The organism is Streptomyces sp. F63, from assembly GCF_018070345.1.
Classification (GTDB): domain Bacteria; phylum Actinomycetota; class Actinomycetes; order Streptomycetales; family Streptomycetaceae; genus Streptomyces.
Genome location: NZ_JAGPXX010000024.1, coordinates 1 through 14,546 on the forward strand (window position 1 = coordinate 1; position 14,546 = coordinate 14,546).

Here is a 14,546-nt window from a genome sequence, read left to right on the forward strand (position 1 = left end):
GACACGATCCGTGCCGCCGGACGCGACGAGTACGCGGGCGACCAGGACATCCAAAACCGTTCGGGGTGTCCGCAGTGACCAGGTATGGGTCCAAGACTCACTCCTGCTCACTGATTAGGAACGGTTCCTCGGCGGCGCGCCAGTGGATGGCGGCGATCTCCTCGTTCGGGGTGAACGGGCGGGGCACCGAGGTCAGCCCGGTGTAGACGGCCCCGTAGACCAGGCGTTGGCTGCGCCCCAGGGTGTAGAGCCCGTAGCCGGTGAAACGGAGCTCGTCGGCGACCTGGCCGGACTCCTCGGCCAGTTCGCGGACCGCCGCCTCGCGCGGGCTCTCCCCGGGATCGATGCCGCCGCCGGGCAGCTCCCAGGTGGCGCGGTCCCGCTCGTAGACCATCAGCAGCCGGTCCCCGTGCCACAGCGCCACCAGGGACAGATCCACTGCGGCGTCGTCGAAGCGGGTGTCCTCGGGGACGCGGTGGAACGTGTGCAGCGTGAGGCCGCGGCCGTCGCTGACCAGGCATTCTTTCGGTGCTTGTCGCATTCCCGAACTCTACGGCCGGAAGGGGCCGGTCCACAGGCCGGGACCGGGCCGCCGGCCGGGACCGGGCCGCCGGCCGGGACCGGGCCGCCGGCCGGGACCGGGCCGCCGGCCGGGACCGGGCCGCCGGGGCGGGTGTCCGGATCCGGACACCCGTTGGCCGGCGCCCCGCCCCGGCGGCCGGTCACGGCACGACGACGATCTTCCGCCCCTTCCCCGCCGCGAACCGCTCCAGCGCCTCGGGGTAACCCTCCAGCGGCAGACGGTCGCTGATGAAGACCCCGGGGTCGATGACGCCCGCCGCGAACAGGTCGGCGGCCCGCTCGTAACTGTGCAGGACCGCCATCGAGCCGGTGATGGTGATCTCGCGGTTGTAGATCCGGTACGGCTCGATGACGGCGGTCGTCGCGTAGTCGGCGACCCCGAACTGCAGGAAGGTGCCGGCCTTGGCGACCCGCCCGAGGCCGTCCTGGATCGCCGCGGCGTTGCCGGTGGCGTCGATGACGACGTCCCAGCCGCCGGGCCGGCCGAACTCCCCGGCCGCCGCCGCCGTACCGGAGCAGCCCAGGGTCCGGGCGGTGGCGAGGCGTTCGGGGCTGATGTCGACGACGTCGACGCCCGCGGCCCCGGTCCGCTTGGCCAGCTCCAGCATCATCAGGCCCATGGTGCCGGAGCCGTAGATCAGCACCCGGGCGCCCATCCGCGCCGACAGCACGTCGTAGCCGCGCACGGCGCAGGACAGCGGCTCGATGAGCGCGGCGTCCTGGAGGCCGACGTGGTCCGGGAGTTTCACGCAGTTGGCGGCCGGGGCGAGGGCGTACTCGGCCGCGCCGCCCGGCGCGGACACGCCGATGGCGGCCCAGCGGTCGCACAGATTGGCGTGGCCGGTGCGGCAGTAGCGGCACGCGTGGCAGTACAGGGAGGGGTCCACCGCCACCCGGTCACCGGCCTTGAGACCACCGGCCGCGCCGCCGGTGGCGACCACCTCGCCGGCGAACTCGTGCCCCGGCACCAGCGGCAGGGAGGGCGCGAACTCGCCCTGCAGAATGTGCAGATCGGTGCCGCACAGCCCGCAGGCGGCGACCTCGACGACCACCTCGCCGGGGCCGGGGACGGGATCGGGGACGGTGGCCAGCACGGCCCTGCCCGGCGACTCGATGACGGCGGCCCTCATTTGACGGCTCCCAGGGACAGGCCCTGGACGAGTTTGTCCTGGGCGGCGAACCCCGCGGCGAGCACCGGCAGGGAGATGACGACGGAGGCGGCGCACACCTGGGCCAGGAACAGCCCCTGACTGGTGATGAAACCGGTCAGGAAGACCGGCGCGGTCTGCGCGGTCACCCCGGTGAGGACCCGGGCGAACAGCATCTCGTTCCAGCTGAAGATGCAGCAGATCAGCGCCGTGGCGGCGATGCCGGGACCGGTCAGCGGGGCGATCACCCGGCCGAGGACGGTGGGCAGCCGTGCCCCGTCGAGCTGCGCCGCCTCGATGAGGGCGGCCGGCACCTCGGAGAGGAAGGACTGCATCATCCACACCGCGATCGGCAGGTTCATCGAGGTGTAGAGGAGGACGAGCAGCCAGATGTTGTCCAGCAGCCCGGTGTTCCGGGCGAACAGATACACCGGCAGCAGCCCCGCGACCACCGGCAGCATCTTCGTGGACAGGAAGAAGAACAGCACGTCCCGCCACTTGCGCACCGGCCGCAGCGACAGCGCGTACGCCGCCGGGAACGCCAGCAGCAGCACCGCGGCGGTGGAGAACAACGACGCCATGGCCGAGTTGGCCAACGACGGCCAGGGGCCGGCGGCGCCGGCTCCCCCGGCGGTGAAGAACTCGCGGTAGCCGTCCAGGGTGAGCGGGGCGGCGAGCGAGGGCGGGTTGGTCGCGGCGTCGGCCTCGGAGTGCAGGGAGGTGAGGACCATCCAGGCGACGGGCAGGAAGAACACGATCCCGGCGAGCCAGGCCAGCACCCCGAGCGCGGTGTTCCGGCGCCGGGCACGGCGCACCGCGGGATGCGGGGCGGTGCGGCCGGGGGGCCGGACGGGGCCGGCCGCGGCGGTCCCGGCGGGGGCAGCGGGCACGGGAGCGGGAGCGGGGGCGGTCATGAGCCGGACGCCTCCTCACCGAACAGGGACGAGACCACACGCAGGGCGAAGACGGCGAGGGCGATCGAGCCGAGGACGACGAGCACCCCCGCCGCCGAGGCGAGGCCGTACTCGTGGGCCTTGTAGAAGGTGTGGTAGATCGTGTAGGGCAGGTTGGCGGTGCCCAGCGACCCGGCGGTGAGGGTGAACACCGCGTCGAAGTGCTGGACGATGTAGATGGAGCCCAGCAGGGCCCCCAGCTCCAGATAGCGCCGCAGGTGCGGCAGCGTCAGATGGCGGAAGACCTGCCAGGAGCCGGCGCCGTCCAGCCGGGCCGCCTCGGCCGTCTCCAGCGGCCGGCTCTGCAGCCCGGCCAGCAGGATGAGCATCATGAACGGCGTCCACTGCCACACCAGGGACGCGGCCACCGCGGGCAGCGGCATATCGGAGAGCCAGTCGGGCTGGACGGGCTCCTCCACGCCGAACAGCCCGCCCAGCCAGGCGAGGACGCCGTTGAACAGCCCGTACTCGGGGTTGTAGAGGGCGTGTTTCCACAGCAGCGCGGCGGCCACGGGGACGACCAGGAACGGGGCGATGAGCAGGGTGCGCACCACGCCCCGGCCGCGGAAGGACCGGTCCAGCAGCAGCGCCAGGCCGAGCCCCAGGAGAAGGCTCGCCAGCACCACGGACGCGGTGAGCACCGCCGTGGTGACCACGGAGGACCGCAGCCGGGGATCGGAGAGCACCGTGCCGTAGTTGGCGAGCCCGGTGAACTCCCGGCCGCCGGGGTCGAGTGCGTACCAGTCGAAGAGGGAGATGACGAGCGTCGCCGCGAAGGGGAGCTGGGTGACGGCGATCAGGAAGACCAGGGCGGGCAGCAGCGGGGCGCGGGTGGCCCAGGCCCGCAGCCGCGCGGGGGCGGCCGGGGCCCGCGCGGGCGCGCGGGGCGGGGCGGCGGCGGGCGGCGGTGCGGCCGCGGAGAGCTGTCCGGTCATCGGCCCTTGTACTCCTCGCCGACCGCCTCCGCCAGCCGCTGCGAGGCGGCCAGCGCCTGCTTCACCGACGTGCGTCCGGCGATGGCCGCGCTGATCTCCTGGGAGACCTTGGTGCCCAGGTCGGTGAACTCCGGTATGCCCACGAACTGGATGCCGGGCGCGGGCCGCTCCTGCACGCCCGGGTCGCGCGGGTCGGCCCCGGCGATGGCGGTCCGGGCCACCTCGGAGAAGGCCCCGGCCGCCTCGCGGTACTCGGGGCGCTCGTAGGTGGAGGCGCGCTTGCCCGCCGGGACGCCGGCCCAGCCGATCTCCTCGCCGACCAGTTCCTCGTACTCCTTGCCGGAGGCCCAGGAGATGAACCTCCAGGCGTCGTCGGCGTTCTCCGAGGCCTTCTGCACGCCCCACGCCCAGGTGTAGAGCCAGCCGGAGCTGTCGGTCTTCTCCACCGGGGCGGGCACGTAGCCGATCTTGCCCTTCACCGGGGAGCCGGCGGCCTCCAGTGATCCGGCGCCGGCGGTGGCGTCGTACCACATGGCGGTCTTGCCCTGGGTCATGTTGTTGAGGCACTCGGCGTACCCGGCCTGGGCGGCGCCCGCCTCGCCGTGCTCGCGCACCAGGTTCACGTAGAACTCGGTGGCCTCGGTGAACTCGGGGGAGGTCAGCCGGGCGTTCCAGTCCGCGTCGAACCAGGTGCCGCCGAAGGTGTTGACGACCGTGGTGAGCGGTGCCATGACCTCGCCCCAGCCGGGCAGTCCGCGCAGGCAGATGCCCTTCATGCCCTGCTCGGCGGTGTCGAGCTCCTCGGCGAGGTCCGCGACCTCCCGCCAGGTGGGCTGCTCCGGCATGGTCAGCCCGTGCTTCTCGAAGACGTCCCGGCGGTACATCAGGAAGGACGACTCGCCGTAGAAGGGCTGGCCGTAGAGCTTGCCGTCCTCGCCGGTGAGCGACAGCCGCATCGGTTCCAGGATGTCGTCCTGGTCGAACGCCTCGTCCTCGGCCGCGGCGGAGTCGAGGGCGTGCAGCCAGCCGTTGCCGGCGTAGATCGGCGCCTCGTAGTTGCTGATGGTGGCGATGTCGTACTGGCCGGCCTGGCTGGAGAAGTCCTGGCTGATCTTGTCGCGGACGTCGTTCTCCGGCAGCACGGTGAAGTTGACCTCGATGCCGGTCTCCTTCGTGAAGTGTTCGGCGGTGAGCTTCCGCAGGTCGTTCATCGGCGGGTTGTTGACCATCAGCACATTGATCGTGCCGTCCTCCGAGGAGGCACCGCCGGCTCCGGCGCAGGCCGCCAGGAGAGAGCCCGCCACGGCGGTGGCGATCAGAGCGTGTGCCGGGTTCCGGATCTTTCTGCGTCGCATGTCGGACTCCTTGCCGGGGATCGGGACGGGGACGGGGACGGGGATGGGGACGGGGACGGGCTGATCGCGGTCTGCCCGCGGAGGGGAGCCGGCGTACGTGCGGGGCGGGGTGCGCGGGCGTGCGGTGCCGTACCGCCCGCGGTGGGTGGGCCGCGGACGGTGTACCGGTGCGGGTTTTCGCGCCGTTGCGGGTCCGGCCGCCGGTCAGACGCGGATGACCTGCGGTCCCAGGAGCGAGTAGCGGTGGGCTTCGGAGGGCGGCAGGGCGGTGCCGGTGACGATCGCCTCGACGTCGGAGACCTCCGCGAAGCGGCAGAAGCCCACGGCCCCGAACTTGGTGTGCGCTCCGACGAGCACCCGGCGCCGCGCCACCCGCACCGCCGTCGCCTTCACCTCGCCGACCACCGGGTCGGGTGTGGTCAGGCCGTGGCGGCGGGAGATGCCGTTGGCCCCGACGAACGCCAGGTCGATGACGAACCCGGAGAGCATCCGGGTCGCCCAGTGGCCGACCGTGGCCCGGGTGCCGCCGCGCACCCGGCCGCCCAGCAGGAGCACGGTGGTGTTGTCCCGCGCGGCCAGCGTCCCGGCGGTGGCCAGGGAGGTGGTGACGACGGTCAGCGACCGGTCGCGGGGCAGCGCCTCGGTGATGAGCTGCGGGGTGAAACCCTCGTCGATGAACAGGGTCTCGGCCTCGCCGATCAGCTCGGCCGCGGCGGCGGCGATCCGCCGCTTCTCCGGCACGTGGAGGGTGGCGCGGAAGGCGAGCGTCGTCTCGAACCCCGGGGTCTCCACGGGGTAGGCGCCGCCATGGGTGCGCCGCACCAGCCCGTGGTCCTCCAGAACGCGCAGATCACGGCGGATGGTCTCCTTGGCGACGGCCAGCTTCTCGGCGAGCCCGGTGACGTCCACCGCGCCCGTGTCCCGGGCCAGGGCCACGATCTCCCGCTGCCGTTCCTCGGCGTTCACCGGCGCACCTCCTCTGCTCGCCCGGGCCCGGCCCGGCCCGGCTCCCGGGGGTCTCCCGCGGAGCAGGTGGCCGGTGCGGGCCGTGAGGAGATTTGTACAGGGCCCGCGAGGGCCCGGCCAGGTTGCTGCGGGCGGCGATCCTGCCCGGATGTGCCCGGTCCCGCCGGCCGGCCGGAACGGTTCCACCAGGTGGGACGGGCCGGCCGCCGCCGGAGCCGGTGCCCGGGCGGTGGATCCGGATGCCCGCCCGGTGCCCGTTTGCCCGCCACGTCGTCCGGGCGGCTGCCCGTGACGGGGCGGGGACGGCGGCCGGACGGGAGCACTCCCCCGCCGGACGGGTAGGTAATGGAACCGTAAAGCCGGGCCGCTCGTTACCCCGGCATGACCGCAATGACCCCCGGCTCGAACATCCCGCTCTCCGTCCCCCGTGTGGCGGTGGACGTCACCGCACCGGCGCGGCTCGACGTGTCGGGCCTGCTGCTGACCGCCGACGGCAAGGTCCGCTCCGACGCCGACTTCGTCTTCTACAACCAGCCCACCGGCCCCGGTGTCACCCACCGCGGCGGTGGCGGCGCCGCGCCCGACACCATCACCGTCGACACCGGCGCCGTACCGGCCGGCATCGACAAGGTGGTCGTGACGGCCAGTCTCGACGCCCCGGGGGCGACCTTCGCCGGCACGGAGCCGACGGCCACGGTCCGCAACGCCGACGACGGCGCGGTGCTCGCCGCGTTCACGCCGCCGCGCCTCGGCCCGGAGACGGCCCTCGTGGTGGTCGAGGTCTACCGCAGGGGCGGCGCCTGGAAGGTGCGGGCCGTCGGGCAGGGCTACGCCGACGGACTGGCGGGCATCGCCACCGACTTCGGGGTGAGCGTGGAGGAGCCCGCCGCCCCCGCCGCGCAGCCCGCTCCCCCGCCGGCCGCCACCACGCCTCCCCCGCCTCCGGCGGCGCCCGCGCGGCCCGCGCCCGCGGCGCCGGCCGCTCCGGCGGCCACTCCGGCCCCGGGCGCTCCGGCCCCCGGCACCGGGAAGATCAACCTGGACAAGGGCCGGGTCAGCCTGCGGAAGAACGAGACGGTCTCCCTGGTGAAGGGCGGCCGCCCGCTGCTGACCTCCGTGCGGATGGGCCTCGGCTGGGAGCCGGCCTACCGGGGCAAGGACATCGACCTCGACGCCTCCGTGATCGCCTACGGCCCGGACCGCAAGAAGATCGACGCCTGCTACTTCGGCAAGCTCGCGATCCTGAACGGCGTCATCCAGCACTCCGGCGACAACCTCACCGGCGAGGGCGGCGGTGACGACGAAGTGATCACCGTGCATCTGGGCGATGTGCCGCCGCAGGTCACGGGGCTGGTGTTCACGGTGAACTCCTTCTCCGGGCAGAAGTTCACCGAGGTGTCGAAGGCGTACTGCCGACTGCTGGACGGCGCGGGGCAGGAGCTGGTGCGCTTCGATCTGACGGGGGCCGAGCCCCGCACGGGCGTGATGATGTGCAAGCTCATCCGGCAGTTCTCGGGCGAGTGGGAGATGACGGCGATGGGTGAGTACGTGGATTCCCGCACGGTGCGCGGCATGGTGAAGCCGGGCGGCAGGGCCCTCTAGGGCGGCGCCGCTCGCCCGCCCGCCGCCGTACGCGGCACGGCAGTTGACGCCGGACCGTCTTCTGCGGCGCCGAGGCGGCGGGCGGCATCGGAAGGGCGGGCAGCGGGCGGTACCGGGCCTTCGGGCAGCGGAGCGCGGAACGGCGGTCGTCGCGCCGCCTCGGAACCCGGTCCCGGCCGAGTCCGCCGCCCACCGGCCGCCCGCACCCCCATGCGTACGGGTGACCGGACGCCCGGCCCGTGCCCGGAGCGGGCGCGGGACCGCAGCGAGGCCCCGGGCGGGGCCGGGCGTCCGGGGCCGGGGGGCCCGGGCGTCACGGACGGGGCCGGGCAGCGCCGGATGCCCGGCATCCGGCGCCCCGGCCCGCGTCATCCCGGGCCGGAGGCCACAGGGCGTCAGCGGGGCTGGCGGCGCCAGGGGCCGGTGATGGCGAGCATGATCCCGGGCTCCTGGATGTGGGCGTACAGCGTCTTGCCGTCGGGTGAGAAGACCACGCCGGTGAACTCGCTGAACTCCGGCTCCTCCGCGGTGCCGATGTTCACCTCGTTCCGGGCGATCGGATACGTCCGGCCGCTGTCCGTGGCGCCGAAGAGGTGCTGGATTCCCTCGCCGTCCTCGGCGATGATCAGCCCGCCGTACGGCGAGACGGTGATGTTGTCGGGGCCGTCGAAGGCGCCCTCCTCGAAGGGCCGGTCGTTGACGCCGAGGATCACCTTGAGGGTGAGGGTCCGGCGCCGCGGGTCGTAGAACCAGACCTGGCCGTCGTGCGGCCGCCCTGGGCTCTCCTCGCGGGCGTAGGAGGAGACGAAGTACGCCCCGCCGTCCGCCCACCACATGCCTTCCAGCTTGCGGCCCCGGGTGACGCTCCCGTCCCCGAACTGCTTGCGCACGGGAACGGTCCGTGCGTCACGGTCGGGCACGTCCACCCAGTCGACGCCGTAGACGGTGCCGGCCCTGGTCGCCCGGGAGAGGTCGTCGACGAAACGGCCGCCGGAGTCGAAGCACTTGGGGGCCTGGAGGACGCCCGCGTCGCCGGCGAGCGTGCGGAGCCGGCCGCGGCCGTGCTCGAAGCCCTTCGGCGGGACCCAGCGGTAGAAGAGGCCGTTGGGCTCGTCGTCGTCCTCCGTCAGATAGACGTGCCCGCGCCGGGGGTCGATGACGACGGCCTCGTGGTCGTAGCGGCCCAGGGCCTTGACGGGCTTCGGGTCGCGGTTGGCGCGCCGGTCGAGGGGATCGACCTCGAAGACATAGCCGTGGTCCTTCGTCATCCCGTTCTCGCCGGCCCGGTCGGAGTTCTCCTCGCAGGTCAGCCAGGTGTTCCAGGGGGTACGGCCGCCGGAGCAGTTGTCGGCGGTGCCGGCGATGCCGACCCACTGGGCCACCTCGCCGCCGCGGCGGACCTCGACCACGGTGCAGCCGCCGGGCGCGGCGGGGTCGTAGACGAGGCCGTCGGCGAGCGGCACGGGGTGCTCGGTCTCCGCGCGCGGGCCGTCGATCTCGTGGTTGACGACGAGCAGGGTCGTGCCGCGCGGGCCGGCGAAGGCGGCGGTGCCGTCCTGGTTCGCGGGGGTCGGCTCGCCGGACTCCAGCTCGGTGACGCCGGTGCGGGAGATGACGCGGTACGAGAAGCCCTCGGGCAGCGCGACGATGCCGCCGGGGTCGTCCCGCAGCGGGCCGTAGCCGACGCCGTGCGGGGGGTGCCGGTCCGCGCCGGCGGCCCCGGACTCCCCGTCCCGGCCGCCGATGCCGATGGCGTCGGGCGCGCCGGCCAGCACGCCGACGCTGCCGGCGAGCACCACGCCCGCACCGGTGTAGGCGGACCCTCTCGCGAAATCCCTGCGGGTGAGCGGCATCTTCATCTCCTGCGTCGCCGGACGATCCCCTGCGCTACGGGAACCACGGTGCCCGGCGCCGCCGAACAGCGGCTGAACACCGCCCGACGGCCGTTCGTCCATTGGGCGATCCGACGGCCCGGAAGACGGGGTTCCGCCGGCCGGCGAGGACACCACCCCGGCCACCCCGCACGAGAGAGGCCGGCTCACCGCCCCCGCGAGCGGGCCTTGTACGCCGCCTGGCGGGCCGCTTTCGCCACGGCGCGGTCGGGGTGCAGCCGTCCCATCGCCTCCAGGACCTCCCCGGTGGCCGGGTGGTCCACCCGCCAGGCCGTGTCGAAGAAGGCGCCGTGCTGCCCGACCAGCCCGAGGACCAGCTCCTCCAGTTCGGCGGAGTCGCCGTCCGCGCCGAGCTGGGCGGCGAGGGTGTCGACGGTCAGCCAGAAGACCATCTCCTCCGAGGGCTCCGGCACTCCGGCCGCCCCGTGCTCCGCCAGCCAGACCCGGGCGAGGCCGCCGAGGTGCCGGTCGTCCAGCACCTCGCGCAGCGCGGGCTCGGCCTCCCGGCCGATCAGGGCCAGCGCCTGCTGGCAGCCGAGCCGGCGCAGCGGTGCGGCCGGGTCGTCGCCCCGGCCCGCGGCGAGGAGTTCACGGGCGGCGGCGACGGGCTCGCGCCGGAGCAGCCACTCCTCGACCTCGGCCCGGGCCGCGGGCTCCGGGTAGCCGGTGACGGTGTCCAGCAGGGTTTCCGCGCCCTGTCCGGCGAGGTCGCCGGTGAGCGGCGCGGTGATGCCCGCGTCGAGCAGCCGGGCCCGCACGCCGTGGGCGCCGAGGGCGGTCAGCCGGACCATGCCGTAGCGGGCGGCGGCGTCGTCCCGGCCGCCGGCCGGAGCGGCGTGCCCGGCAACGGCCGGAGCGACGGCGTCCGTTGCGACAGCGGTGACCGTGCCGTCCGCGGTGACCGTGCCGTCCGCCGGTTCGCCGGCCCCGGCTTCGGCCCCCGCCCCGTCCCCGTTCCCGTCCAGCTCCTCGATGAGGCTCGCGTCGACGGGCCGGTACTCGACGAGCCCGAGGGGCTCCAGCAGCCGGAAGCAGTGGTCCAGCCGCATGACCTCCTCCGACACCTCCTCCAGTACGGCGTCGGTGGGTTCCGTCATGCCCTCGGGCACGATGACCGTGGCGGCGAGCGCGGGCAGCGGTACGAAGCTCCGCCCGGGGTCGCCGAGGGCGCGGCCCTCCAGGGCGGTGAGGGCATAGAGCGCGGCGAGGACGCGGTCGAGGCTCCCGGCGGCCCCGCCGGAGGGGCGGCCGGGTCCGGCGCCGACGCGGGCGCCGGAGCCGATCGAGGCGGCCGTGCCCGCGGATGCGGATGCCCCCGCCCCGGCGGTCGCGGTGCCCATCCCGGTGCCGGACGGGATGGCCGCGCCCGGACCCGCGGACGTTCTCGCCTTGGCGGTGCCGCTCCCGGTGCCGGTTCCCGTGCCGGTTCCGGTGCCGTTCGCGGCGGGCGCGGAGTGACCGGCGCCTGCGGGCGTCCCCGCCTCGGCGGGCCCGGTTCCGCTCCACGCCGCGCGCTCCGGCCCGTTCCCCGTCCCGCTCTCCGCCTCCGCCTTCGCCTCCGCCTCCGCCTCCGCCTCCGCGAGCACGGTCTCCAGTCCGCTCCGCCAGAGCTCCAGGATCTCGCGCGGGCTCCCGCCGGTGACCCGGGCGGCCTTCTCGCCGGGGACGGCCCGCAGGCCCGTGCCTGCCGCGCCCGCCCGGCCCGCGCCGGCCGGTGTCCCGGCGTCCGCGCCGCCCTCCCCGGAGGTCCGCAGCAGGCCGGTGGCGGCGGCGAGCCGCCATGCCGCGCGGGTGGCCGCGAGCCCGTCCGGATCGCCGTCGAGTCCCAACTCCCCGGCCAGGCGCAGCAGTCCGGCGCGTTCCGGCTGCCCGTCCGCCTCCGTCGGCACCCCGTCCCCCAGCCGGCGGGCGAGCCGCACGGCGCGGGCGAGGAGGGGTGCCGTCAGTGCCTGGCGCGCGAGTTCGGCCTCGGAGGGCAGCCGGAGCGGCGGCATGACGGAACGGTCTCCGGGCATGGGCGACTTCTCCTCGGGATGCTGGGGTCCGCACCGCCCGCGTCGGGCGCGCCGCACAAAGCCTAGACCGATATGGGCCCTTCCTGTCCGTTCACCGTGGTGTCCGCCCGTGTACACCGGTGGTCCCTTGACAACGGGGGTGCGGACGCCGGAGATTGACGCGCGTAGAAACAGTGCGGGTGCCGAACTCCCGTTCCCCCGCCTCCGATCCGGCGGCGCGGGCCCGCTCCGCCCGTCCCGCGCGTGACCGCGGGGAGGCGGGCCCGCCCTCCGTCCGACCTCACCATCCGGAGAACCGATGGACCCGATAGCCCCGTCCACCGCAGCCCGTCCGCTCCGCCGAACCGCCGTGCTGGGCACGGTGGCCGTCACCGCGCTCGCGGCCGGACTGCTGGCCGCGCCACAGCAGGCCGAGGCGGCACAGCCGCGCATCCACGACATCCAGGGGAACACCCGGCTCTCCCCGTACGACGGCGAGCGGGTCACCGACGTCCCCGGCGTCGTCACCGCGGTCCGCGCCTTCGGCTCCGCGCGCGGCTTCTGGGTGCAGGACCCGCGGCCGGACCGCGATCCGGCCACCAGCGAGGGCGTGTTCGTCTTCACCGGCTCCAAGACCCCGGCCGTGGCGGTGGGCGACGCGGTGCTGCTCTCCGGCACCGTCGGCGAGTACTACCCGGGCGGGAAGGACCGCGGGCTCCAGTCCGTCACCCAGATCTCCGGCGCCACCTGGACGGTGGAGTCCTCCGGCAACGCCCTCCCCGCCGCCTTCCGGCTCAACGGCGCCTCGGTGCCGAACCGTTACGCCCCCGAGGCGCGCGGCGGCGGCAGCATCGAGCATCTGCCGCTCCGTCCGCACCGCTACGCGCTGGACCGTCACGAGTCGCTGGAGGGCATGCGCGTCCAGGTCTCCGACGCCGGGGTGGTCGGCCCGAGCAGCCGCTACAACGAGCTGTGGGTGACGGCCGATCCGCGGGAGAACCCCACCGCGCGCGGCGGCACGCTCTACGCCTCGTACCGCGACCAGAACGGCGCCCGGGTGAAGGTCGCCTCCCTCATCCCGTTCGCCGAACGCCCGTTCCCGCAGGCCGATGTCGGCGACCGGCTCACCGGCACCACCGCCGGACCGCTGGACTACGACCAGTACGGCGGCTACGAGCTCCAGGCCACCGAGCTCGGCGCGCTGGAGGACAACGGCCCGGAGCGGGAGCGGACCCGGCCGCAGCGGGCGGACGAGCTGTCCGTCGCCACGTACAACGTGGAGAACCTCTCCCCGAAGAACCCGGACGAGAAGTTCACCCGGCTCGCCGAGGCCCTGGTCCACCACCTCGCCTCCCCGGACATCGTCGCCCTGGAGGAGGTCCAGGACGACAACGGCCCCACGAACGACGCGGTGGTGAGCGCCGACGCCACGCTGCGGAAGCTGACCGAGGCCATCGCCGCCGCGGGCGGGCCCTCCTACGCGTGGCGCCAGATCGACCCGGCCGACGACCAGGACGGCGGCCAGCCCGGCGGCAACATCCGGGTGGCCTTCCTCTACAACCCCGAGCGGGTCTCCTTCCCCGACGTCCCGGGCGGCGACGCGGCAACTTCCGCCGTCCCGCTGCGCGGCGCGGACGGCGAGGTCGGCCTCTCCGCCAACCCCGGCCGGATCCGCCCGGAGAACGCCGCCTGGGAGGACAGCCGCAAGCCCCTCGCGGCCGAGTTCCGCTTCCGCGGCGAGCCGGTCTTCGTCGTCGCCAACCACTTCGCCAGCAAGGGCGGCGACCAGGCGCTCGACGGCCGCTTCCAGCCCCCGGTCCGCTCCTCGGAGACCCAGCGCATCGCTCAGGCGAAGCTGGTCGGCGGCTGGGTCAAGTCGCTGCTGGAGCTGGACCGCAAGGCGAAGGTCGTGGTCGCCGGCGACATCAACGACTTCAACTTCTCGCCGACCGTGGAAGCCCTCACCGACCGGGGCCGGACGCTCACCGACCTGGTGGACCGCCTGCCCCGCGACGAGCGCTACGGCTACGTCTACAACGGCAACTCCCAGGTGCTGGACCACATGCTCACCAGCCGTGCGGTCCGCCACGCGGACTACGACATCGTCCACATCAACGCGGAGTTCGCCGACCAGGCGAGCGACCACGACCCCCAGGTCCTCCGCTTCCGCCCCTGACCACGGCGTCCCGGGTCACCGCCACGGAAGGGTGGTGGCCCGGGACGGTCCCCGGCGGCCCCGGCGCCGGGTGAACACCGGGATCCAGCTCTTCGAGGTGACGTTCGGCGCGGCCGGTGGCGGTGAACAGCGCGCCGTCCTGCCGCTGGAGGGAGAAGATCCACCGTCGCACCACGGGACCTCGCACAGACGGGTGTTGACCTCACGTGTGGTTCAGGTTGGAGGCTTCCTCGTACGCGCCGCCGGCGCCCGCCCGGAGGCGGCACGACCTCACACACTGGAGAAGGTCCCATGTCGAGCAATACCGTTCAGAACCCCGGCCCCGCTGTGCCCGACGCATCCCCGGTCCACCACTCCGGCCTCACCTGGTGGAAGACACTGGTCACCGGCGCGGTCTGTGCGGCCGTCGTCAATCTGATCATCCTTGCCGTCGCCCAGCTGGCCGGCGCCTCGCTTGTCGTCGTCGACGGCGGCGAAGAGCATCCGATCACGGTCGGGGGCGTCATAGGCGCCTCAGTCGTCCCACTGGTCGCCGGGACGGGCGCTGCCCTGTTGCTGTCCCTGTGGAAACTGCTCTTCCTGCGGATCGCGCAGTACACGGGCGGTGGCCTGGCGCTGTTGTCGGTCGCCGGCCCCCTGTCGTCCGGCGCCGATGGTGGCACCGTCGCCGCGCTGTCCCTGATGCACATCACCCTCGGTGTGACGGTCGTCATCGCCCTGGAGCTCCACCGCCGGCACCGGCTCCTGTAGTGCCGTGAACCGTGGACGCCCGCTCCTCTCCGGGCGATGGCGCGGAACGGACCGACCCCCGATACCCACGACGGACCCCCCTCCCGGCGTGATCGCCACAAGATGCGGCGGGAGCCACGGCAGGACCGGCGCATACACGCCCCGGCATGCGGGGCCACCAGTCCGCGGGCCGGGATGCCTGCGGCCCGTGCGG

Annotated in this window: 11 protein-coding genes; 3 read left to right on the plus strand and 8 right to left on the minus strand. The window is 74.2% G+C overall.

What is annotated here, in order from left to right; genetic code table 11:
* Positions 1–97 precede the first annotated feature (97 nt).
* The 6 genes from KBZ10_RS21325 to KBZ10_RS21350 all read right to left on the minus strand — a co-directional run bounded on the left by KBZ10_RS21325 (position 98) and on the right by KBZ10_RS21350 (position 5,939).
* Positions 98–541 carry an NUDIX hydrolase gene (locus KBZ10_RS21325; protein WP_210989295.1) on the minus strand — a complete coding sequence of 148 codons (444 nt, stop codon included), beginning with the start codon at positions 539–541 and terminating at the stop codon, positions 98–100.
* A gap of 181 nt (positions 542–722) precedes the next feature.
* A complete protein-coding gene (locus tag KBZ10_RS21330; protein ID WP_210989296.1) occupies positions 723–1,712 on the minus strand; it encodes a zinc-dependent alcohol dehydrogenase family protein in 990 nt (329 codons plus the stop codon).
* Positions 1,709–2,644, minus strand: a complete 936-nt coding sequence (locus KBZ10_RS21335; RefSeq protein WP_210989297.1) for a carbohydrate ABC transporter permease — start codon at positions 2,642–2,644, stop codon at positions 1,709–1,711. The genes KBZ10_RS21330 and KBZ10_RS21335 overlap by 4 nt, the downstream gene beginning before the upstream one ends.
* Entirely contained in the window at positions 2,641–3,618 is a 978-nt protein-coding gene (locus KBZ10_RS21340) for a carbohydrate ABC transporter permease (protein WP_210989298.1), read from the minus strand. Before KBZ10_RS21340 ends, KBZ10_RS21335 begins: the two co-directional genes overlap by 4 nt.
* Entirely contained in the window at positions 3,615–4,973 is a 1,359-nt protein-coding gene (locus tag KBZ10_RS21345; RefSeq protein WP_210989299.1) for a sugar ABC transporter substrate-binding protein, read from the minus strand. Before KBZ10_RS21345 ends, KBZ10_RS21340 begins: the two co-directional genes overlap by 4 nt.
* Positions 4,974–5,177: 204 nt before the next feature.
* Positions 5,178–5,939 carry a DeoR/GlpR family DNA-binding transcription regulator gene (locus KBZ10_RS21350; RefSeq protein WP_210989300.1) on the minus strand — a complete coding sequence of 254 codons (762 nt, stop codon included), beginning with the start codon at positions 5,937–5,939 and terminating at the stop codon, positions 5,178–5,180.
* A 381-nt stretch (positions 5,940–6,320) separates the two neighbouring features.
* Between KBZ10_RS21350 and KBZ10_RS21355 the strand changes: the two genes are divergently transcribed.
* Positions 6,321–7,541 carry a TerD family protein gene (locus KBZ10_RS21355; protein WP_210989301.1) on the plus strand — a complete coding sequence of 407 codons (1,221 nt, stop codon included), beginning with the start codon at positions 6,321–6,323 and terminating at the stop codon, positions 7,539–7,541.
* Between the two features lie 395 nt (positions 7,542–7,936).
* Here the strand turns inward: KBZ10_RS21355 and KBZ10_RS21360 are convergent, their stop codons facing one another.
* Together KBZ10_RS21360 and KBZ10_RS29660 are read right to left on the minus strand one after the other, a co-directional pair.
* On the minus strand, positions 7,937–9,394 hold the full coding sequence (locus KBZ10_RS21360; RefSeq protein WP_210989302.1) for an alkaline phosphatase PhoX: 1,458 nt from the start codon (positions 9,392–9,394) through the stop codon (positions 7,937–7,939).
* Positions 9,395–9,579: 185 nt separating this feature from the next.
* A complete protein-coding gene (locus KBZ10_RS29660; protein WP_247702740.1) occupies positions 9,580–11,448 on the minus strand; it encodes a hypothetical protein in 1,869 nt (622 codons plus the stop codon).
* A gap of 298 nt (positions 11,449–11,746) precedes the next feature.
* On the opposite strand from KBZ10_RS29660, the gene KBZ10_RS21370 reads away from it, so the two are divergent.
* The gene (locus tag KBZ10_RS21370; protein ID WP_210989303.1) at positions 11,747–13,603 is read left to right on the plus strand and encodes an endonuclease/exonuclease/phosphatase family protein; all 1,857 of its coding nucleotides are present in this window, start codon (positions 11,747–11,749) and stop codon (positions 13,601–13,603) included.
* A gap of 291 nt (positions 13,604–13,894) precedes the next feature.
* Positions 13,895–14,353, plus strand: a complete 459-nt coding sequence (locus KBZ10_RS21375) for a DUF6069 family protein (protein ID WP_210989304.1) — start codon at positions 13,895–13,897, stop codon at positions 14,351–14,353.
* Positions 14,354–14,546: the final 193 nt, after the last annotated feature.